Origin of the sequence: Kitasatospora sp. NPDC088548 (assembly GCF_044753005.1) — a bacterium.
Lineage (GTDB): Bacteria > Actinomycetota > Actinomycetes > Streptomycetales > Streptomycetaceae > Kitasatospora.
The window spans coordinates 156861-177528 of the sequence record NZ_JBIVMI010000004.1 but is presented as its reverse complement, the minus strand read 5'-3'; the positions used below and the strand labels follow the sequence as shown (position 1 = coordinate 177528).

Sequence of the window (20668 nt, the reverse complement as noted above, 5' to 3'; positions counted from 1 at the left end):
CGGCCCGCGGCGCCCGGCCCTACAGCGCCGCGGCGCCCCGGCTCCGGAGCTGCTGCCCGTACTGCTGGAGCTGCCACAGCTCGCTCTGCACCGCGTGCAGCTCCTCGGCGGCGGCCCGGGTACCGAGCCGCTGGAGGTGGGCGCGGACCTCGTCCACCCGCCGGTCCACGGCCAGCATCCGCAGCTTGACCAGGAACTCCCCCGCGTAGACCGCGTCCACCTTGCGGCGCGACCGCACCGGTTCCACGGTCAGCTCGGTGACCAGCGAGCGCACCTGGTCGTCCGGGGCCGCCTCGCGCACCACACTGGTGAAGTCGGCCAGGGTGGCCCCGTACGCGGCGCCGCCGGCCTGGGCGACGGCGCGGCGCACGGCGGTGTACGGCGGGGTGGGGAACTCGTCCTCGGCGTAGTGGTCGAAGGCCGGGCTGACCAGGTCCGGGTGCTGGAGGGCCAGCTTGAGCAGCTCGCGCTCGACGAACTGGGCCGGGTCGCGCGGGTTGAGCCGGAACACCGGACGGGCGGGGCGGACGGGCTGCGCGGGTTCGGGGCGGCGGGGCCGGCCGTTGCCGCGCGGGTTCTGCTGGCGCTCGCGGTCCCAGCGGGCCAGCTGGGAGACGCGGCGGATCACGAACGGCTCGTCCAGGATGCCGAGCATGCCGGCCAGCCGGACGGCGTACTCGTGCTGGATCGAACGGTCCTTGATCTTGGCCACGATCGGCGCGGCCTCCTCCAGCGCCGCCGAACGGCCCTCGGGGGTCTCCACCCGGTGCCGGGCGACGGCCGAGCGCAGCGCGAACTCGAACAGCGGGACCGGGTTGTCGATGAGTTCGCGGACCGCGTCGTCGCCCTTGGCCAGGCGCAGGTCGCACGGGTCCATGCCACCGGGGCTGACCGCGATGGAGGTCTTGGCGGCGAACTTCTGGTCGTCCTCGAAGGCCCGCAGGGCCGCCTTCTGGCCGGCCGCGTCGCCGTCGAAGGTGAACACCGTCTCGCCGCGGTACTGCGAGGTGTCCATCAGCAGCCGGCGGATGATCTTGATGTGGTCCTCGGCGAAGGCGGTGCCGCAGGTGGCCACCGCCGTGGTGACGCCCGCGAGATGACAGGCCATCACATCGGTGTAGCCCTCGACCACCACCGCCCGGCCCGACTTGGCGATCTCCTTCTTCGCCAGGTCGATCCCGTACAGCACGTGGGACTTCTTGTAGATCGGCGTCTCGGGGGTGTTGAGGTACTTCGGCCCGTTGTCGTCCTCGCGCAGACGGCGGGCGCCGAAGCCGACCGTCTCACCCGCGATGTCGCGGATCGGCCAGACCAGCCGGCCCCGGAAGCGGTCGATCAGGCCGCCGCGCTGGCCCTGCGAGGCCAGGCCGCCGAGCAGGATCTCCTTGTCGCTGAAGCCCTTGCCGCGCAGGTAGCGCACCAGGTTCTCCCAGCCGGCCGGGGCGTAGCCGACGCCGAAGGTCTGCGCGGCCTGTTCGTCGAAGCCGCGTTCGGCGAGGAAGCGGCGGCCGATCTCCGCCTCCGGCGAGGCCAGCTGCTCCTGGTAGAAGGCGGAGGCCACCTTGTGCGCCTCGACCAGCCGGGTGCGCTCGCCCTGCTGGTGGCGGGGGCTGTAGCCGCCCTCCTCGTAGCGGAGCGTGATGTTCGCCTGGGCGGCCATCCGCTCGACGGCCTCGGCGAAGGTGAAGTGCTCGATCTTCATCAGGAAGGCGATCGTGTCGCCGTTCTCCTGGCAGCCGAAGCAGTGGAAGACGCCCTTGGCGGGGTTGACGTAGAAGGAGGCGGACTTCTCGTCGTGGAAGGGGCAGACGCCCTTGTACTCGCCGCCGCCACCGTTGGTCAGCTGTACGTAGTCGCCGACCACCACGTCGATCGGCAGTGCGCTGCGCACCGCCTGTACGTCTTCGTCCCTGATCCGCCCGGCCACTCCGGAAGTCTACGTCCACCCCGGCCGGTTCCCGACGGCTCTCACGCCCGGACGCCGTCGACCAGGCGGGAGTGCAGGGCCAGCGCGGAGGCGTCGGTGAGGGTGGCGATCTGGTCGATCACGGCGCGGAGGGCGGCACGGTCGTCCTCGGCCTCGCGGTAGAGGGCGCCGAACACCGGATCCAGTCCCTCGGGGGCGCGCCGGATCAGCACCTCGGCCAGCTCGGCGATCACGATCCGCTGGCGGGCCCGGAGCTGGGCCTGCTCGTCGCGCTGCATCACGAACCGGACGGCGACCGCCTTGAGCACCGCGCACTCCAGCCGGACCTCGCGCGGCACCACCAGCTCGGCCGCGTACCGGCTGAGCCGGCCGGGGCCGTAGCGGGCGCGGGTGGCCTGCTCGGCGGCGAGGCAGAAGCGGCCGATCAGCTGGCTGGTGAGGTCCTTCAGACCGGCGCGGGCGCGGGCCGAGCCGTCGTACGCGTTCGGCCACCACTCCTGGGCGAGCAGCCGGTCGAGGGCGGCGGACAGCTCCTCGGGCCCGGCGTCCCGGGCGTAGCGCTCGGCCACCTTGAACAGCTCGGCCCGCTCGCCCGGGGCGCGCAGCACGGCCGGGTCGATGTGGCCGGCCTGGAGGCCGTCCTCGACGTCGTGGGTGGAGTAGGCGACGTCGTCGGCCCAGTCCATGACGGTGGCCTCGAAGCACTTGCGACCGGCCGGGGAGCCGGCCCGCATCCAGCGGAAGACCGGCAGGTCGTCGGCGTAGACCCCGTACTTCGGCGAGGCCGGGTCGGTGGGGTGGGCGCCACGGGTCCACGGGTACTTGGTGGCGGCGTCCAGCGCGGCGCGGGTGAGGTTGAGGCCGACGCTGCGGCCGGGCCAGGGCGCGAGCCGGGCGGGCTGTTCGTCCTGCGGGGCGAAGCGCTTGGGTTCGAGGCGGGTGAGGATGCGCAGCGACTGCGCGTTGCCCTCGAAGCCGCCGCAGGCCTCGGCGGCCTGGTCGAGCGCCTCCTCGCCGGTGTGGCCGAACGGCGGGTGGCCGATGTCGTGGGCCAGGCAGGCCGTCTCCACGAGGTCCGGGTCGCAGCCGAGGGCCGCGCCCAACTCCCGCCCGACCTGGGCGCATTCGAGCGAGTGGGTCAGCCGGGTGCGGGGGAAGTCACTGCGCATCGGGGCGACGACCTGGGTGGTACCGGCCAGCCGGCGCAGGGCCGCGGAGTGGAGCACCCGGGCGCGGTCGCGCTGGAACGCCGTCCGGCCGGGGCGCTTGTCCGGTTCGGGCACCCAACGGGCCTCGGCGGCGTGGTCGTACGGGATCGGGGCGGCGGTGAGGCGGTACGCGGTGTCGTCCATATGCCCCACACGGTACGCCGCGGCCCCGACACCGGAAGTGTGCCGCGCGTGAAGGGGCGCGGGCCGGGGGGTGAACGCTCGCGGACGCGAACGTGCCGGGCACGCCCGGCCGGACGGGCCCGGGGCGCGCGGGAAAACGGCTGGAGCGAGTACCACGGCCGCTCGTACGATCGGCGGCGGGAACGCGCGAAAACACAGCCCCGGTCGGTAGTCCGGGCGCCGTCGGACCGGCCGGCGGTCAGTAACCTCCCCTCCCAGGGTGTCCGGCGTGTTCCTCCCGTCGCGCGGTCGCGCGCGGGACACGGCACGACCATGGGAGGACGCACCATGCCGAGCACGTTCAGCGTGTTCTTCGACGACCCGTTCTGGGTCGGGGTGTTGGAGATCGCGGGCTCCGGCGGAGTCCGCGCGGCCCGGCATGTCTTCGGGGGCGAGCCCGGCAACGCGGAGCTGCTGGCGTTCGTCCGCCAGGACTTCGGCCGGCTGCTGGACGCCGCGCTGGCGGCGCCCGAGGTGGCCGTCGAACGGCGGGCGCGGCAGCCCCGGGTGAGCCCCAAACGCCTCGCCCGGCAGGCCGCGAAGGAGCAGACGGCCCGCCCGCTGAGCACCGCCGCCGAGGAGGCGCTGGCGCGGGCCCACCAGGATGCCGGGCACCTCAACCGGGCGGCGGCCAAGCGCCGCGCCGCCCAGGAGGCCGCGGAGCGGCGGGCGGCGGCCCGGCACCGGGCCAGGGAGCGGCACCGCGGGCGGTGACCGGGCGGCCCGGCGCCGCGGCGGCCCTGGTCGGGACAGCTCTGGCCGGGACGGTGGGGCGCCGGGCCCCGGGTGCCGTGGCGCCGGGCCGTGACGGGCCGCGGCGCCTCAGCCGCGGACGGCCTTCAGCACGGCGTCGGCGATGCCCTCCTCGCCCTTGGCGTTGGGGTGGATCGCGGCCAGACCGGGCGCCGGGAACGGCGGCTCCACCCAGCGGGTGGCCTCGCCCGCGCACATGTCGTGGCCCGCCGAGGGGGCGGCCGCGTCCACGAAGACCGCCCCGGCACCGGCCGCCCGGCTCTTCAGCATCGCGTTCAGCTGCTGCTGCTTCTCGGTCAGGAAGGCCAGGTCGGCGGCGGCGACGGCCTTGCCGAGCACCGGTACGCAGCTCGCCGGGTCGGCCGGGAGCAGCGCCGGGTACCCGACCACGTACACCCTGGCCTGCGGGGAGCGGCGCTTGATCTCCTGGAGGACCTGGGCCAGCCGTTCACCGGCCGTGTCCACCTTGCGCTGCACCTGGTCGGCGGCGCCGCCGGCGGAGGCGTAGTGCTCCCGGCACGGCGCGTCGACGCGGTCGGTGCCGACCAGGCCCTTCACCGCGTCCACCAGGTTCTCCTTGGCGCACTGGGTGACGACCTCCATGAACCCGGCGTCGTTGCCGCCTATCCCGACCGTGACCAGCCGGGTGGCCGGGGAGAGCGCGTCCAGCTGCGGCGCGTTCGAGCCGCTGTCGGTGTGCTGGGTGCCGGTGAGGTCACCGGTACGGGCGCCGCTGCAACTGACGTCCCGGAACTGCCCGTCCGCCAGCCCGAGCGCCTTCGCCACCAGGGACGGGTAGTTGGCCGCCGAGCGGGCGCAGCCCTTCGGCTCCCCCACCTGCGGGGAGACCTTCAGGCCCGCGGTGTACGAGTCGCCGAGCGCCACGTACGGACCGGTGGGCGTCGGGGTGGGTGTCGGGGGCGCGCCGGCCCGCGCCGGGCGGGCACCGTCCGGCGCGGCGGCCGGGCCGCCGTCCGATCCGCCGCCCGCGCAGCCGGCCAGCACCAGCGCGGCCAGGACGGCCGACAGGGCGCCGGCCGCGGTCCGGTACGTGCTGGTGGGCATGCTCGCGGGCATGTTCCTGGGCGTTGGCATGAAGTCCCCCCGGGGGTAGGAGCCGGCGTCGCTCTCTGTGCGGCGGCCCGTCCCCCGGGCACCTCAGGGCCAACGAACGACGGCGCCGGATGGCTCCCGCCCGGACGGGAATTCCTCCGGCCGTCGCACGACCTGCCCGGGCTCAGGACCTGCCCGGGCTCAAGGCCTACTCGGGCCCGCGCTCGTGCTCGGCCAGGAACTGCTCGAAGCGCCGGCCCAGCTCGTCCGCCGAGGGGAGGTCGGCGGGCTCGGCCAGCAGACTCTCCCGGCTCTCCGCGCCCGCCACGGCGTCGTACTGGCCCTCCATGCCGCGGATCGCCGAGCGCAGCTCGCCGTCCCCGCCGGCCAGCTGCTCCTCGATGTCGGCGTAGACCTCACCGACCCGCTCGCGCAGCCGGGTGCCCGGCAGCACCAGGCCGGTGGCCGACTGCACCGCCTCCAGGACCAGCACCGCGGCCGCCGGGTACTCCGAGCGTGCCACGTAGTGCGGCACGTGCACGGCGAAGCCCAGGACGTCGTGCCCGGCCTCGGCGAGCCGGTACTCCAGCAGGGCCTGCGCGCTGCCGGGCACCTGGGCCTGCTCGAACCACTGCGGGTAGCCCGCCGCGAGGTCCAGCCGGTTGCCGTGCGGCGTCAGCCCCACCGGGCGGGTGTGCGGCACGCCCATCGGGATGCCGTGGAAGTCCAGCGTCAGCCGGACCTCGAAGCGCTCGACCAGCTCGCGCACGGCGGCGGTGAAGCGCTCCCATTCGACGTCCGGCTCGGGCCCGCTGAGCAGCAGGAACGGCGAGCCGGCCGCGTCGTGGACGAGCTGGAGCAGAATCTCCGGCGGGTCGTAGGAGGACCAGTGCTCGCGGTCGAAGACCATCGCGGGGCGACGGGCCCGGTAGTCCACCAGACGGTCGTGGTCGAAGCGGGCGACCACCTGCGGCGATCCCTGCTCCAGCAGATGGGCCACCACCTGGCCGCCGGCCTCGCCGGCGTCCATGAAGCCCTCGAAGTGGTGGAGCAGCACCAGGCCGGCGCCGGTGTCGCCCAACGCGGTGATCGCGTCGGCCACGGCCGCCACGCCCTGCTGATCCAGCTCGTACAGCGCCTGGGGATCACGCACCGCGCACCCAACCCCGTCCTCTACTCGTCACACCCGTACCGGCTTCTCCTGGACTGCAGCGTGCCGGGCCCCGCCGGAATTCCCGTGACCGCCGGGCATCGCGGCGCGGCACCTCCGTCGACCGCTCGGCGCCCCGCCGGAAGGCCGCCTCGACCATGATCGCACCTGGTGGAGAATCCCCTGGTCACAGGCGTTGAAAGCGCCTCTCCGGCGCGGGCCCGGCAGACCCGCGCGCCCATTCGTGTACCGCGAAGTGACGCACCGCCTTCTGGCGGGTATCGTCCTCTCGCTGCCTCGCATCGTCGCGTCGTCGTCACGTCGTCCGTAACGCCGTCGATCACGTCCCGGCCCGGTGCTCGGCCAGCCACCCACGACGCATCTTGCCTTCACCTGGCCGCCCGCTTCCCTTCGCGCACTCGTTTCCTCCTCGGCCATTTCGCGGACGCACACTGTCCCCTCGCTCATCCCCGCCGGACCGGTCCGTCGACCCGTGTCCGTTCCGGCACCGCGCTGCCCGCCTCCGGGCCGCCGCCCCCGCCCCGCTCCGCCGGTCTCCGGCCTGCACGGGTACCGGCGGACGGACTCCGGGGCCGGGGCGACCGTCCACGCAACCCGCGCCGCGACCCCGGTGCGGGAGGCGCCCTCCGACCGCCGAAGGGCCAAGGTTCCGTGCCCGTACCTGTCATCCTCACCGGCCGCACCGTGCGGCTGGAGCCCCTCGCCGCGCATCACGCCGAGGCCATCGCCCAGGCCGGCGCCGAGGACCGTACGACCTACGCCTTCACCCCCGTCCCGCACGGTCTGGAAGCGGCCCGCGACTACATCGCGCGGGCGCTCGCCGACCAGGCCGCGGGCCGGTCGCTGCCGTTCGCGACGGTCAACGCCGCGGACGGCCGGGTGGTCGGCTCCACCCGGTTCCTGGAACTCGACTACTGGCAGGGCCCGGTCGTCTGGCCGCCGGTCCCCGGTGTCCCGTTCGGCGATCCGGCCACGGCCGTGCCGGACGCCGCCGAGATCGGCAACACCTGGCTCTCGCCGCGCGCCCAGGGCACCGGCATCAACACCGAGGCCAAGCTGCTGATGCTGCGGTACGCCTTCGAGGAGTGGGGCGTGCAGCGGATCTCGATGCGCGCCGACGCCCGCAACCTGCGCTCGCGCGCCGCGATCGAACGCCTCGGCGCGACGTCCGAGGGCGTCCGCCGGGCGCACTCGCGCGGCCTGGACGGTGTGGTGCGGTCGACCGCGTTCTACTCGATCCTCGACTCGGAGTGGCCCGCCGTCCGGGACATCATCGAGCTGCGGATCGCCGCCGCCACCTCCCCGAGCGCCCCGGATCCGGCGATCAACCAGGAGTGCCTTAGACACGGCGGCGGCACCGGGCACCTGATCACCGCCTGAGGGCTACCGTTCGCCGGTGGCGGCGGCCCGCAGGACGCGGGTGAGGCCGTCGGGGCCCGGCTCGTACCGGTCCGGACCGGCCTCCACCAGCGCGGAGACCGGCCGCCAGCCGTCGCGGCCGGGGGCGACCGTCACCTCCCACACGGTGTGGCCGCGGGGGTGGCGGAGCCGGACGACGCCCTCCCGGGTGTGGACGTGCCAGCGGTGGTCCGGCGCGCCCACCGGCCCGCCCTGCCGGATGCGCTCCCACTGCTCGTCCGTCCAGACCACCTCCGGCACGGGGTGCGGGCGCGGGAGCCGCATCCCCGCCCCGGTGTCGTCCGGGCCGCCGGAGACGGCGCCCGGCGCCGGGGAGGCCCAGGCCGGCAGCGGTTCCCGGGCCGCCAGCCAGGCCTCGGGGATGCCGGCGGTGCCGGTGTGCGCGGCGACCACGCCGCCCGTGATGGCGGCCACGGTGTCCATGTCCCCGCCCGCGCCCACCGCCTCCCAGACCGCCGCCGGGTAGTCGCCGAGCCGGCGGGCCGCGCACCAGAGGGCGTACGGGACGGTGTCGGCGGCGCTCACCCGGCTGCCGTTGCCGAGCAGCCGGGCGGCCACCGTGAGGTCCGGCTCGGCCAGCAGCCCGACCGCCTCGGTCAGGCCGTCCCGGACGGCCCCCCGCGGGGTGAGCCGGACGACGGCCGTCAGGAAGCCCTCCGGCGTCATGGGCTCGGTCCGCGCCCGCACCGCCCAGGCGGCGGCCACGGCGACCGCGATCGCGCCGTCCACGGCCTGCGGATGGGTGTGGGTGATCACGGCGGTGTCGGCGGCGGGCCGCACCGCGGCGGCCGGGTCGGCGGCGTGGGCGGCGCCCAGCGGGGCGACCCGCATCGCGGCGCCGTTGCCGTACGAACCCTGGCCGTCGAAGAGTTCGGCGGCCAGTCGCCGGGCGTCACCGCCCTCCCGGACCAGCCGGAGCAGGCGGTTGGCGGCCGGGCCGTAGCCGCGGTCGAAGTCGTGGCGGCGGGCGAAGGCGTGGGTGAGGTCGAAGGTGTCGATGTGCCCGCGCTCGATCTGCGCCGCCGACACCGAGCAGGCCATCTCGGTGTCGTCGGTCCACGGCCAGGGGCCGGGCGGGGCGGTGCGGGCGGCGAAGTGGGCCGCGACGGTGGCGGGTACGAAGAACTGGGCGCCGAGGGCGTCGCCGACGGACAGGCCGTTGAGCGCGTGCAGCACGTCGAGTGCGGGGCTGCTCGGGAAAGTGGTCATCACGGCCAAGCTCAGCGGCCCGGCCGACGCTCCGTCAACATCTTTACCGCGGCTCCCCGGGCGGGCGATGTTTCGCATACACCCTATCCGGGCGGGAAGGACCCGGGGCATGACCTGTGCGGACCAGATCGACCCACTGCTGCTGCTGGGCGCCGACCAGCAGCACATCGCCACCCGGGCCCAGCTGCGGCGGCTCGGTGTGCCGCCCGGCACCATCGCCCACCGGCTGCGGCCGGGCGGCCCCTGGCAGCAGGTGCTGCCCCGGGTGATCTGCCTGCAGACCGGGCGGCTGAGCCCGCATCAGCGGCTGCGCGCGGCGCTGGCGTACGCGGGCCCGAAGGGCCGCGCGGCGCTGGCGTACGCGGGCCCGAAGGGCCGCGCGCCGCTGGCCGGGGAGGTGCTGCTGACCGGGGTGGCGGTGCTCGCCGACGCCGGGCTGCCGAGCGCCGGGCACCCGGCCGACCTGGCGGAGGTCGATGTGCTGATCCCGGGCGCGCGCCGGGTCGCGGACCGGGGGTTCGTCCGGATCCACCGGGCGGCCGGGTCGATGCCGGGCGGCCTCGAACGGGACGACGGGCTCTGGAGCACCACGGTCGCCCGGGCGCTGGCCGACCTCGCGCCCCGGGAGACCGGGCAGCGGCGGTTCCGGGCGCTCTGCGCGGAGGCGGTGCAGCGGCGCCACTGCGCGCTCGGCGAGCTGCTGGACCAACTGCTCGCCCGGCCGGGCGCGCCCGGGCTGCCGCAGGTCGCGCAGGTGGTGGAGGACCTGACGGCCGGGGTGCGCTCGGTGGTCGAGGGCGAGGCCCGCGCGCTGCTGCGGGAGGCCGGTCTGCCCGAGCCGCTCTGGAACGCCGTACTGTTCCTGGACGGCCGCTTCCTCGCCGTGCCGGACGCCTACTGGCCGCAGGCCTGTGTGGCCCTGGAGATCGACTCCCGCGCCTGGCACCTGCGCCCGGCCGACCACGAGCGGGGCCTGGCCCGGGCCAACCGCCTCACCGCCGCCGGCCTCCCGGTCGTCCGCACCACCCCCGTCCAGCTCCGCCGCGACCCGGCCCCGGTGCTGCGGGAGCTGGCCGGACCGGGCATCGGCGACGCCGCTCTCAGAGCCGGCCGAGCGCCTTCTTCGCCGCGGCGACGCGCCGCCCGGACGTCTCCCTGACCGCCTCCAGCGCGGCTTCGTTCCCGGCGATGTACTGCTGCTGGTACGCGGTCTGCACCGCGTACCAGGTCTCCAGCAGCCCCGTCCGCGCCTTGCAGTCCATGTCGGCGGTCGCGGTGTCCTTCTCCTGCTGGGAGACCGGGTCGGGCCAGGCCGCCGAACTGGCCTGCACCGGATTCGCGTAGCCGTAGCCGAGCGCGGCCATGCAGGAGTGCCACGCGGACAGGGCGGCCGTCACCCTGCTGTCCGACGACGTGCGGTCGTACGCCTTCGTCCGCAGCGTCCCGACCAGGTCCGACGCGGTGCTCTTCACGCCGGCCGCCTGCAACTGCCGCTCGAACTCCCCCATGCAGCCGCGATCGGCCCCGGAATCCGCCAGGCCGGCCTTCCGGCCGGCCTCGCCCTGGAGCGCCCGCTGGAACTCCGCGCTCCGCGCCGGTCCGTTCCCGGACGTCCCGCTGACGCCGCCGGCCGGGCGCGGCGGGCGGTGGTAGCCGGTCTGCCGCGCCGCCGTCGCGGAGAGCAGCCCGAGGGTGCCCGGGTCGACGGGGGTCGCCGGGGGCGCGGCGGGCACCTCGCCCGGGTCGTAGTCGAACCCCTTCGCCGCCATGCAGCTCCGGGTGGCCTGCCCCATCGCACGGAAGATCAGCGCGGACTCGTCGGCACCGACGGAGTAGCCGTCGAGCGGCAGGGCGACCGGGGCGCCGTCGGCGGGCGCCGCGGCGGTCCGGGCGATCGGCGGCTCGGCGACGGCCTCCCGGTCCGCTCCGCCCGGCTTCTCCGCGCCGCCGCAACCCACCGCGAGGGCCGCCAGGACGGTGGCCGCGACCACCCCGTGGAGCCTTCTGCGCACACCCATCGACCCCGCCCCCGCAACCCGTCCGCTGTCGACCGAACCACTCAGGCTCGCAGGCTACTTGGCGGCCGGAGCCTCACCGGACACCGGGTCGGCCGACAGCCTCGCGCACAGGGCGCCGGCGGCCTCGGCGGCGGCGACCAGGCGCTGGAGTTCGGCGAGGTGGGCGGCCAGCGCCCGGTGGCCGGCCCGGGTGGCGGCGAGCCAGGTGCGGGGGCGCTTGCCGACGTAGCCCTTTCTGACGACCAGGTAGCCGGCCTCCTCCAGGGCGGTCGCGGCTTTGCTGAGCACCGAGTCGGAGACCTCGCAGTGATCCCGGACGGCGGCGAACTCGGCCTCGGTGCAGGCGCTCAGGAAGGCCAGCACGGTCAGCCTGGTCGGATGCTGGAGCAGCGGGTCGAGCGCGGGCATCAGCGCTCCTCCAGCAACCGGCGGACGTGGGTGTTCAGCCACCGGGAGGCGGCCCAGAACGCCGCGCCCGCCGCGACCCCGGCGGCGGCGCCCATCCAGCGCGCGCCGCCGCCGGCCGCCCAGGCCAGCAGCAGGCCGGCCAGGGCCGCCGCGAGGACCTGGAGGACGGCCAGCACCACCGGGCGGCCGAGGCCCGGTGACATCCGCCGCACGATGCCGCCGCTGCGGTTGGCAACCGCGGCCAGGCTGCCGGTCAGCACCGCGAAGGCCACGCCGAACACGCCGCTCAGCCACGGCACGCCCGCCCCGATGGCCTGGCCGAGCGCCGTTCCGTAGACGGCGAAGGCCACCGCGAAGGCCGGGCCGTACCACGAGGGCAGTCGGCCCGGCCCCTGCGCGGCGGCCTTGGCCCGTTCGACGAGGCGCAGGGCCTCGGCGGCGGGCAGGTGGACGGGTTCGGAGCTGCTCATGGGATCCCCTGGAGTGTTCGCGCTCTCGGAGATTCCACTATGGCATCTACTTTCCGACTTGGAAAGTATTTTCAGCAGCGCGGGTCGATCTCCTGGAAGGAGGCGTAGTGGTCGGCCGTCCAGTACTGCTCGCCCGAGTCGCCGGTGACGACCCGTCGGGCGCCCCGGTCGCCGGAGCCGGGGGTGACCACGGTGAACTCGTGGTAGTAGCCGCTCGCCTTGCGCGGGAGGCGGTTCTCGCGGTTCTCGAAGACGATGCCGTCCGAGCGGTAGGGGTACGGGCCGCCCTTGGCGATCAGGCCGAGGGTGTCGACGGCCTGGTCGGGCAGCTTGGTCCGGCAGACGTCGGCCAGCGCCGGGTCGGCGGGTACCCAGGTACCGGCCGGGGCGGGAGTGGTGCCGGCCGGCGGGGACGGCTTGGGGGCGGACGGCTTCGGCGCTGTGGAGGCCGTCTGGGCGGCCCCGGAGGAGGCCGTCGAGGAGGCCGCGGTCGCCGTGGCGGACGAGGAGGAGGCGGCCCTGGGGTGGCCGCCGTCGGTGCCCGAGAGGACGTACCCGGCCGCGGCGGCGAGCACGCAGATCAGGACGGCCACGAGGACGGACAGGCGGTTTCTGCTGGTCATGCGCTCCAGCTTGGCAGGCGGCCGGACCCCGGCCGGGCAGCCGCCGCTGTGGTCGCGGACACACGTGTGCGGCCGGGGCGGGGACGGACGCCATTGTCCGTTCCTGCCCCGGCCGCGCTACGTACGCCGGGTCTCCTGCGCCGAGCTCCGGTGTACGCCCTCCCGACGGGAGGGGGAGCGGTCAGCCGAGCCGCGCCGAGGGATGCCTCCTCAGCGCGAGTCGCTGCCCGCCGTCTCGATGGCGGCGCGGCCGGCCTCCAGGCGCGCCACCGGGATCCGGAAGGGGGAGCAGGAGACGTAGTCCAGCCCCGCCTCGTGGAAGAAGTGCACCGAGTCCGGGTCGCCGCCGTGCTCGCCGCAGACGCCGAGCTTGAGGTCGGGGCGGGTGGCCCGGCCGGCCTCGACGGCGTGCTTGACCAGCGCGCCGACGCCGTCGCGGTCGATGGTCTCGAACGGGGAGACCCCGAAGATGCCCTTCTCCAGGTACGCGGTGAAGAACGAGGCCTCCACGTCGTCCCGGGAGAAGCCCCAGACGGTCTGGGTAAGGTCGTTGGTGCCGAACGAGAAGAACTCGGCGGCCTCGGCGATCTGGCCGGCCGTCAGGGCCGCGCGCGGCAGCTCGATCATGGTGCCGAGCTTGATGTCCAGCCGGACGCCGGTCGAGACGGCGACCTCGGCCAGCACCCGCTCGCACTCGTCGCGGACCAGCTCCAGCTCCTGGACGGTCCCGACCAGCGGGATCATCACCTCGGGACGCGGGTCCCCGCCGGCCAGCCTCCGCTCGGCGGCGGCCTCGGCGATGGCGCGGACCTGCATGCCGAACAGACCGGGGATGACCAGGCCGAGGCGGACGCCGCGCAGGCCGAGCATCGGGTTCTGCTCGTGCAGCTTGTGCACGGCCTGGAGCAGGCGCAGGTCGTTCTCGTTCGGGTCCTTGCGGGCCTCGGCGAGGGCGACGCGCACCGACAGCTCGGTGATGTCGGGCAGGAACTCGTGCAGCGGCGGGTCGAGCAGGCGGACCGTGACCGGCAGGCCGTCCATCGCCTGGAACAGCTCCAGGAAGTCGGCCTTCTGCAGCGGCAGCAGGGTGGAGAGGGCCAGCTCCCGGTCCTTGTCGTTGTCCGCCAGGATCAGGTGCTCGACCTCCTTGCGGCGCTCCTCGCCGAGGAACATGTGCTCGGTGCGGCACAGGCCGATGCCCTGGGCGCCGTACCGGCGGGCGCGGCCGCCGTCCTCGGCGTTGTCGGCGTTCGCCCGGACGGCGAGCCGGCGGCGGACGTCGGCGTGCGACATCAGCCGGTGGACGGCCTGGACGAGCCCGCCCTGGACGTCGGCACCGGCGTGCAGGGTGCCCTCGAAGTACTCCACCACCGGGGACGGCAGGACCGGTACCTCACCGAGGTAGACCTTGCCCGTCGCGCCGTCGATGGAGACGATGTCGCCCTCCTCGACCACCTGCCCGTCGGGGGTGGTGAAGCGGCGGCGCTTGGTGTCGACCTCCAGCTCCTCGGCGCCGCAGACACAGGTCTTGCCCATGCCGCGGGCGACCACGGCCGCGTGCGAGGTCTTGCCGCCGCGCGAGGTGAGGATGCCCTCGGCGGCGATCATGCCGTCCAGGTCGTCCGGGTTGGTCTCCCGGCGGACCAGGATGACCTTCTCACCGGAGCGGGACCACTTGACGGCGGTGTAGGAGTCGAAGACCACCTTGCCGATCGCGGCGCCGGGCGAGGCGGCGAGGCCCCAGGCGACCTGCCGGGAGGTGGCGTCGGGGGCGAAGCGCGGGAACATCAGCTGGGAGAGCTGGCCGCCGGTGACCCGCATCAGGGCCTCGTCCAGGTCGATCAGGCCCTGGTCCACCAGCTGGACGGCGATCCGGAAGGCCGCGGCGGCGGTGCGCTTGCCGACCCGGGTCTGGAGCATCCAGAGCTTGCCGCGCTCGATGGTGAACTCGATGTCGCAGAGGTCGCGGTAGTGGTTCTCCAGCGTCCGCATGATCGCCATCAGCTGGTCGTACGACTTCTTGTCGAGCTGCTCCAGGTCGGCCAGCGGCAGGGTGTTGCGGATGCCGGCGACGACGTCCTCGCCCTGGGCGTTGGAGAGGTAGTCGCCGTAGACGCCCTGGGCGCCCGTGGAGGGGTCACGGGTGAAGGCGACGCCGGTGCCGGAGTCCTCGCCGAGGTTGCCGAAGACCATGCTGCAGACGTTGACCGCGGTGCCCAGGTCGTTGGGGATGCGCTCCTGGCGGCGGTAGAGGCGGGCCCGGTCGCCGTTCCAGGAGTGGAAGACGGCGTGGATGGCGAGGTCCATCTGCTCGCGCGGGTCCTGCGGGAAGGCCCGGCCGGTCTCACGCTGGACGATGCCCTTGAACACCTCGACCAGCTCGCGGAGGTCGGCGGCGTCCAGGTCCAGGTCGTTGGTGGTGCCCTTGGCGTGCTTGGCCTCGTCCAGGGCCTCCTCGAACAGCTCGCCGTCCACGCCCAGCACGGTCTTGCCGAACATCTGGACCAGGCGGCGGTAGGAGTCCCAGGCGAAGCGCTCGTTGCCGGACTGCGCGACCAGGCCGGTCACCGAGGCGTCGGAGAGGCCGATGTTCAGGACGGTGTCCATCATGCCGGGCATGGAGAACTTGGCACCGGAACGGACCGAGACCAGCAGCGGGTTGTCCGCCTGGCCGAGCTGCTTGCCCATCTCCCGCTCGAGGGCGTCCAGGTGGGAGCTGATCTCCTTGTGCAGCGAGGCCGGCTCGCTGCCGGTCTCCAGGAAGACCTTGCAGGCCTCGGTCGTGATGGTGAACCCCGGAGGGACGGGGAGACCCAGGTTGGTCATCTCGGCCAGGTTCGCGCCCTTGCCGCCAAGAAGATCCTTGAGGTCCTTGTTTCCTTCGGTGAAGGAGTAAACAAACTTCTGCTGGGACGACACGGGTCTGTCTCCTCGCACACGGTTGCCCTGACGCCGGAGAACATACCCATTTCAAAGGCACTTCCGCGCCGCCAATAGGCCGTACGAGGCCAGTACCGACCGGTAACCCAACAGATCGAATGCACATAAAGGCGTTCACCTCTGTTGGTGAAATCGTCCGGCTGACGCTAGCCAGCCTTCAACTCTTGAAGGCATGGAAACCTGAAGATCATACGAGCGAGACGGACGGTAGCGGCCGACGGCCCACCGCGCCGCCCCGGCTTGATTTCCTGCACCCGGAGCGGCCGATCGCCCGCCGCCCCCTTCGGGAAGCGATTCACCGCCGACCTGTCCATTTCGTCACCTGACCGGCCGCCAGTCGCCACCGCGTGTGGCAAGCGTCACGAGCGCGTCTCACCGGCCGAACGTAGTCGGCCTCCGCCAATCGTCGCACTGCGTCCAGAATCATGCTCGTTCCGTGACATCGATGCGCCAAAAGGGAGCCCTCTTGGCCAGATGGGCCAAGAGGGCTCCGACGTAGCGGCCAGCACCCCCCGAGGGGCATTTTCGCCACATCGGACAGGTCAGCCGCCGGAGGTGTCCGATTCGGCGTCCGCACTGGGGAGGGCGCAGTCATACGGATCGTCCAACCAGCCCTCCGGCAGGACCACCCGGTTGTTGCCACTGGTCCGCCCGCGCGGGCCGTCCGCACCGGCCGGCCAGAGCTGGGACTGCTCCACCAGGGAGAGGGTTTCGGCCAACTCGGCCAGCGAGGAGGAGTTGGCGAGCCTCACCCGCAGCTCGGAGCCGACCGAGAAGCCCTTGGTGTACCAGGCGACGTGCTTGCGGAAGTCGATCACGCCGCGGGTCTCGTCGCCCAGCCACTCACCGAGCAGCTGCGCGTGCCGCACCATCGCCCGCGCCACGTCGGCGAAGGCCGGGCGGGCGTAGTCCACCTCGCCCTCGAAGATCGAGACCAGGTCCTTGAACAGCCACGGCCGGCCCAGGCAGCCGCGCCCGACCACCACGCCGTCGCAGCCGGTCTCGCGCATCATCCGCACCGCGTCGGGCGCCGACCAGATGTCCCCGTTGCCGAGCACCGGGATGTGCGCCGGGACGGACTCGCGCAGCCGGGCGATCGCCGACCAGTCGGCGGTGCCGCCGTAGTGCTGGGCGGCGGTGCGCCCGTGCAGGGCGATCGCGGCCACGCCCTCCTCGGCGCCGATCCGGCCGGCGTCCAGGAAGGTGAGGTGGTCGTCGTCGATGCCCTTGCGCATCTTCATGGTGACCGGGAGGTCCCCCGCGTTGGCCACCGCCTCGCGCAGGATCCCGCGCAGCAGGTTGCGCTTGTACGGCAGCGCCGAGCCGCCGCCCTTGCGGGTGACCTTGGGGACGGGGCAGCCGAAGTTGAGGTCGATGTGGTCGGCCAGGTCCTCCTCGGCGATCATCCGGGCGGCCTTGCCCACGGTCACCGGGTCCACGCCGTACAGCTGGATCGAGCGCGGCTTCTCGGTCGGGTCGAACTTGATCAGCTGCATGGTCTTGGCGTTGCGCTCGACCAGGGCCCGGGTGGTGATCATCTCGGAGACGTACAGCCCCTTCCCGCCGCTCTGCTCGCGGCAGAGGGTGCGGAAGGGGGCGTTGGTGATGCCGGCCATCGGTGCCAGCACGACGGGCGGCCACACCTGCATCGGGCCGATGGTCAGCGGCGCGAACTCGGCGGTGGTCGCGGTGGGTGCGGACGGAACTGTCATGCGCGGCTGACCTCGGGGACGGGGGGTTCGGGACTCTTCATTGTCCCCCACCCGGGCGGGCGCCCTCCCGGGCCCGTGGCCGGGCCGTCCGCCGCTCAGTTCCCGGCGGCGTCGATGCTCACCACACCGGAGCCCACCGAGACCCGGACGCTGTTGGGGCTGGAGGAGTCGGCCAGGGTCGGGTCGATGTGGCGGCTGCCCGAGCCGATGTCCCCGGTGAAGTTGTAGTGCGCGTCACGCGGCAGGGTCAGCTCCAGCGAACCGGACCTGGTGCTCACGTCCACCGACCGCGGCGCCGCGGAGAACTCCAGCTCGACCGACCCCGAGGCGACACTCACCTCCGCCCGCGCGGAGCTCAGCCCCTTCGCCTGGACCATCCCGGAGGTGGTGCTCGCGTACACCTGGCCGGAGAGCCCGGTCAGGTGTATCGCGCCGGAGGTCAGGCTCAGCCGGACGTCCCCGCGGAGGTCCGCGATCTCCACGCTGCCCGAGGTCCCCTCGCCGGCCACCGAGGCCGCGGCCGGCACCTCCAGGTCGATCATCGCGCCGCAGCCGAGGTCCGCCATCGGCAGCACCTGGTTGCAGCGCATCCGGACGGTGAGCACGGTGCCCTCGAAACTGGTCGAGACGACCGGCGCGCGCACCATCCAGTCCAGGTTCTGGTGCACCACCACCCGGCCCTCGGGACCGGGCCTGATCCGGACCGCCGCGCTGCCGGTGTCCAGCTGCACCTTCGTCACCGCGACGTCGTACGAGCGCTCCGACACCGTCCGCTGCTGCACCACCATCGCCCAGGTCTGCACGACGCCGAACGCCATGACGAGCGCCAGCGCCAGCGTTCCGGTGACCTGCCAGCCACGACGTTCCCGCACGGCTACCCGACCTCCAGGAAGCGCAGCACCGCGAGCACCCGGCGGTGGCTGTCGTCGGCCGGCGGCAGGTCCAGCTTGGTGAAGATCGAGTTGATGTGCTTGGCCACCGCGCTGTCGCTGACCACCAGGGCGGCGGCGATCGCGGCGTTCGACCGGCCCTCCGCCATCAGCCCGAGCACGTCCCGCTCGCGCGGGGTCAGCCGCTCCAGCGGGTCGCGGTGGCGGCGCAGCAGCAGCTGGGCGACCACCTCCGGGTCCAGCGCGGTCCCGCCCTCGGCGACCCGCTGCAGGGCGTCCACGAAATCGTCCACATTGGCCACCCGCTGCTTGAGCAGATAGCCGACCCCGCTGGTGTTGGTGGCCAGCAGATCGGCGGCGTAGCGCTCCTCGACGAACTGGGAGAGCAGCAGGACCGCCACCTCGGGCCACTGCCGGCGGATCATCAGCGCGGCCCGGACGCCCTCGTCGGTGAAACCGGGCGGCATCCGGACGTCCGCCACCACCACCCGGGGCCGGTGCTCCTCGACCGCGGCGAGCAGCGCCTCGGCGTCCCCCACCGCGGCGGCGACCTCGAAGCCCACCGCCTCCAGGACCTTGACCAGGCCGACCCTCAGCAGGACCGAGTCCTCGGCGATCACAGCGCGCACGGCAACTCCACGGTGATGGTGGTGGGGCCCCCGAGGGGGCTGAGAACGGACAGCGTGCCGTCGACCGAGGCGGTGCGCTTGCGCAGACCGGTCAGCCCGGTACCGCGCGAAGGGTCCGCACCGCCCACACCGTCGTCCCTGATGACCAGCCGCAGCCGGCCGCCGACCGTCCGGACCGAGAGGTCGACCCGGGACGCGCGGGCGTGCTTGGCCACATTGGCCAGCGCCTCGGAGACGGTGAAGTAGGCGACCGCCTCGACGGTCGGGGCGATCCGCTCGGCGAGGTCGACGTCGAGCCGCACCGGCAGCGGGGCCCGGGCCGCGATACCGGACAGCGCCGCGTCCAGACCGCGGTCCTCCAGGACGGCCGGGTGCAGGCCGCGGACCAGGTCGCGCAGCTCGTCGATGGCCGCCTGGGCCTCCTCGTGCGCGTCGATGATCACCTGCATGGCCTCGGGCGGGACGTCCTTGAGGGTCCGCCGGGCCAGCCCCAGGTTCATCGCGAGCGAGGTGAGCCGCTGCTGGGCGCCGTCGTGCAGGTCACGCTCGATCCGGCGGCGCTCGGCGTCCGCGGCGTCCACCACACCGGCCCGGCTCTCGGCGATCTCCTCGACCCGGCGCTCCAGGGTCTCCGCCAGGCCCGGCCCGAGCAGCCGGCGGGCCGTGCGCTCCTCCAGCCACGCCAGCAGGGCCGTCGCCCCGGGCAGCACGGCCAGCAGCGCCACGCCGCCGAAGGTGACCGGGATGTTCAGGGTGAGCCACTCCGTCCGCACCGGGCTGGAGTGCGGCATGAGCCAGGCCCAGCCGTAGACGGTGGCCATCACCAGACCGGCGCCCCACGCGTACAGCAGCGCCACCGCGCCGATCGCGAGCACCGGGCCGACGAGGAGGTGGTAGCCGACCTGACGCCAGTTCACGCCGGTCCGCAGCCGGAGCAGCAGGCCGGACGGGGCGTCGGCCGGCCGCAGCAGCAGGGGCACCTCGACCCCGCGCAGGGTGCGCAGGCGACCGCGCTGAACGGCCGTCAGCGGGCGGAGACAGGCCAGGAGCAGGAGGACCACCGGCACGAACAGCTTGGACTGGGTGAAGGCCATCCAGACCGGCAGTGCCATCGGGATGCCCGCGGCGGTGAAACGGGTGTCGCGCCAGACGTCCGCCGACCACGGAGGCCGACCGGCGCCCCTGGCGAGCGCTCGGCGCAGCGTGGTGGAGGGCATGGCCGACAGCGTAGAGCGTGATCATCGGCCGCTGCCATGAAGGGGTGTACAGGCCGGGGGTGCAGCTGGGTACACCCCCGGTCGGGAGCGGCGCACTACCGACACCGGGCGTGGTGCGCGGAAGGCTTGACGGCATGACGAGCACCGCATCGCACTCCGCCGCCCCGCCGCCCGGGCGGCCCGGACCGGCAGACGGGACGGCACACGGCCGGGCCTCGGTGCCCGGCCCGGCGGCGTCCGGCGCCGGCTCCGCCGCGACCTCCTGGGCGGCCTCCTGGGCGGCTGGGGACGGCGACGGGCGGCTGCCCGTCGGGCCGCGCGGCCCGTGGTCGGTGCGCACCGTCCGGGCCGGACGGGGCCGGGCCGCCCTGGAGGTGTACGAGCACGGCGAGTTGGTGGATGTCCTGGTCGCCGCGCGGCTCACCTCGCAGCTGTTGTGCGCGGCCCGGCGCTGCGTGGCCGACGACGCGGCCCCGGGCTCGGGCGGGAACGGGCGGCGGGCCCATGGCATCGCCTGGGGCCGGCTGCCGCAGGACGGCACGGCGCCCACCGTGGGGTTCACCGCCGGACGGCTGCGGTGGCTGGGCCGCCCGGCCCGGATCACCGCGGCCGGACATGTCGTCGCGGTGGCCGGGGAGTTCTGGCTGGCCTGGGCGGAGGGCTCGTTCGACGGCGTCCTGGTGGAGCACCCGGGCGAGGGCGTGCGCGAACGGCGGCCGCTGAAGCGGATCCGCCGCCACGCCACCCGCGTCGGTACCGGCACGACCGCCGACACCGGCACGGCCGATGACGTGACCGACGGTGTGAACGGCGGCGTGACCGGTGGTGCCGCATGAGC

18 protein-coding genes are annotated in these 20668 nt (G+C 74.2%); 4 read left to right on the top strand and 14 right to left on the bottom strand.

Annotated elements, in window-relative coordinates:
- Positions 1 to 19 precede the first annotated feature (19 nt).
- Together dnaG and ACIP82_RS08320 are read right to left on the bottom strand one after the other, a co-directional pair.
- A complete protein-coding gene (dnaG, locus tag ACIP82_RS08325; protein ID WP_363607171.1) occupies positions 20 to 1927 on the bottom strand; it encodes a DNA primase in 1908 nt (635 codons plus the stop codon).
- A 41-nt stretch (positions 1928 to 1968) separates the two neighbouring features.
- Positions 1969 to 3279, bottom strand: a complete 1311-nt coding sequence (locus ACIP82_RS08320; RefSeq protein ID WP_400652078.1) for a deoxyguanosinetriphosphate triphosphohydrolase — start codon at positions 3277 to 3279, stop codon at positions 1969 to 1971.
- 327 nt (positions 3280 to 3606) lie between these two features.
- Between ACIP82_RS08320 and ACIP82_RS08315 the strand changes: the two genes are divergently transcribed.
- The gene (locus tag ACIP82_RS08315) at positions 3607 to 4032 is read left to right on the top strand and encodes a YjdF family protein (protein ID WP_400652075.1); all 426 of its coding nucleotides are present in this window, start codon (positions 3607 to 3609) and stop codon (positions 4030 to 4032) included.
- Positions 4033 to 4140: 108 nt separating this feature from the next.
- On the opposite strand, the gene ACIP82_RS08310 is transcribed toward ACIP82_RS08315, so the two are convergent.
- Both ACIP82_RS08310 and ACIP82_RS08305 read right to left on the bottom strand, forming a co-directional pair.
- Positions 4141 to 5136 (bottom strand): SGNH/GDSL hydrolase family protein, encoded by a 996-nt coding sequence (locus ACIP82_RS08310; RefSeq protein WP_400652073.1) that lies wholly within the window; start codon positions 5134 to 5136, stop codon positions 4141 to 4143.
- 196 nt (positions 5137 to 5332) lie between these two features.
- A complete protein-coding gene (locus ACIP82_RS08305; protein WP_363607177.1) occupies positions 5333 to 6277 on the bottom strand; it encodes a PAC2 family protein in 945 nt (314 codons plus the stop codon).
- A gap of 669 nt (positions 6278 to 6946) precedes the next feature.
- Here ACIP82_RS08305 and ACIP82_RS08300 point away from each other — a divergent pair.
- Complete coding sequence (locus ACIP82_RS08300; protein ID WP_363607178.1) at positions 6947 to 7675, top strand: GNAT family protein; 729 nt, start codon at positions 6947 to 6949, stop codon at positions 7673 to 7675.
- Between the two features lie 3 nt (positions 7676 to 7678).
- On the opposite strand, the gene ACIP82_RS08295 is transcribed toward ACIP82_RS08300, so the two are convergent.
- On the bottom strand, positions 7679 to 8923 hold the full coding sequence (locus tag ACIP82_RS08295) for an ADP-ribosylglycohydrolase family protein (RefSeq protein WP_400652070.1): 1245 nt from the start codon (positions 8921 to 8923) through the stop codon (positions 7679 to 7681).
- Between the two features lie 109 nt (positions 8924 to 9032).
- Between ACIP82_RS08295 and ACIP82_RS08290 the strand changes: the two genes are divergently transcribed.
- Complete coding sequence (locus tag ACIP82_RS08290; protein ID WP_400652067.1) at positions 9033 to 10082, top strand: hypothetical protein; 1050 nt, start codon at positions 9033 to 9035, stop codon at positions 10080 to 10082.
- Here the strand turns inward: ACIP82_RS08290 and ACIP82_RS08285 are convergent.
- The 9 genes from ACIP82_RS08285 to ACIP82_RS08245 form a co-directional block, all read right to left on the bottom strand.
- Positions 10024 to 10941: a hypothetical protein gene (locus ACIP82_RS08285; RefSeq protein ID WP_400652065.1), complete on the bottom strand. Its 918-nt coding sequence runs from the start codon at positions 10939 to 10941 to the stop codon at positions 10024 to 10026. The genes ACIP82_RS08290 and ACIP82_RS08285 overlap by 59 nt on opposite strands.
- Positions 10942 to 10995: 54 nt before the next feature.
- A complete protein-coding gene (locus ACIP82_RS08280; protein ID WP_400652062.1) occupies positions 10996 to 11349 on the bottom strand; it encodes a transcriptional regulator in 354 nt (117 codons plus the stop codon).
- Positions 11349 to 11819 (bottom strand): hypothetical protein, encoded by a 471-nt coding sequence (locus ACIP82_RS08275; RefSeq protein ID WP_400652059.1) that lies wholly within the window; start codon positions 11817 to 11819, stop codon positions 11349 to 11351. The genes ACIP82_RS08280 and ACIP82_RS08275 overlap by 1 nt, the downstream gene beginning before the upstream one ends.
- A 71-nt stretch (positions 11820 to 11890) precedes the next feature.
- Positions 11891 to 12442, bottom strand: a complete 552-nt coding sequence (locus ACIP82_RS08270; RefSeq protein ID WP_400652056.1) for a ribonuclease — start codon at positions 12440 to 12442, stop codon at positions 11891 to 11893.
- A 210-nt stretch (positions 12443 to 12652) separates the two neighbouring features.
- A complete protein-coding gene (ppdK, locus tag ACIP82_RS08265) occupies positions 12653 to 15361 on the bottom strand; it encodes a pyruvate, phosphate dikinase (RefSeq protein WP_363607188.1) in 2709 nt (902 codons plus the stop codon).
- A 563-nt stretch (positions 15362 to 15924) separates the two neighbouring features.
- Positions 15925 to 17094, bottom strand: coding sequence for a tRNA dihydrouridine synthase DusB (dusB, locus tag ACIP82_RS08260; protein ID WP_363607189.1), 1170 nt, complete (start codon positions 17092 to 17094; stop codon positions 15925 to 15927).
- 95 nt (positions 17095 to 17189) lie between these two features.
- Positions 17190 to 17966 (bottom strand): DUF4097 family beta strand repeat-containing protein, encoded by a 777-nt coding sequence (locus ACIP82_RS08255; protein WP_363607191.1) that lies wholly within the window; start codon positions 17964 to 17966, stop codon positions 17190 to 17192.
- Between the two features lie 2 nt (positions 17967 to 17968).
- Positions 17969 to 18613, bottom strand: a complete 645-nt coding sequence (locus ACIP82_RS08250; protein ID WP_363607192.1) for a response regulator transcription factor — start codon at positions 18611 to 18613, stop codon at positions 17969 to 17971.
- Positions 18601 to 19830: a sensor histidine kinase gene (locus tag ACIP82_RS08245; RefSeq protein WP_363607193.1), complete on the bottom strand. Its 1230-nt coding sequence runs from the start codon at positions 19828 to 19830 to the stop codon at positions 18601 to 18603. Before ACIP82_RS08245 ends, ACIP82_RS08250 begins: the two co-directional genes overlap by 13 nt.
- 134 nt (positions 19831 to 19964) lie before the next feature.
- Between ACIP82_RS08245 and ACIP82_RS08240 the strand changes: the two genes are divergently transcribed.
- The gene (locus ACIP82_RS08240; RefSeq protein WP_400652051.1) at positions 19965 to 20666 is read left to right on the top strand and encodes a hypothetical protein; all 702 of its coding nucleotides are present in this window, start codon (positions 19965 to 19967) and stop codon (positions 20664 to 20666) included.
- Positions 20667 to 20668: the final 2 nt, after the last annotated feature.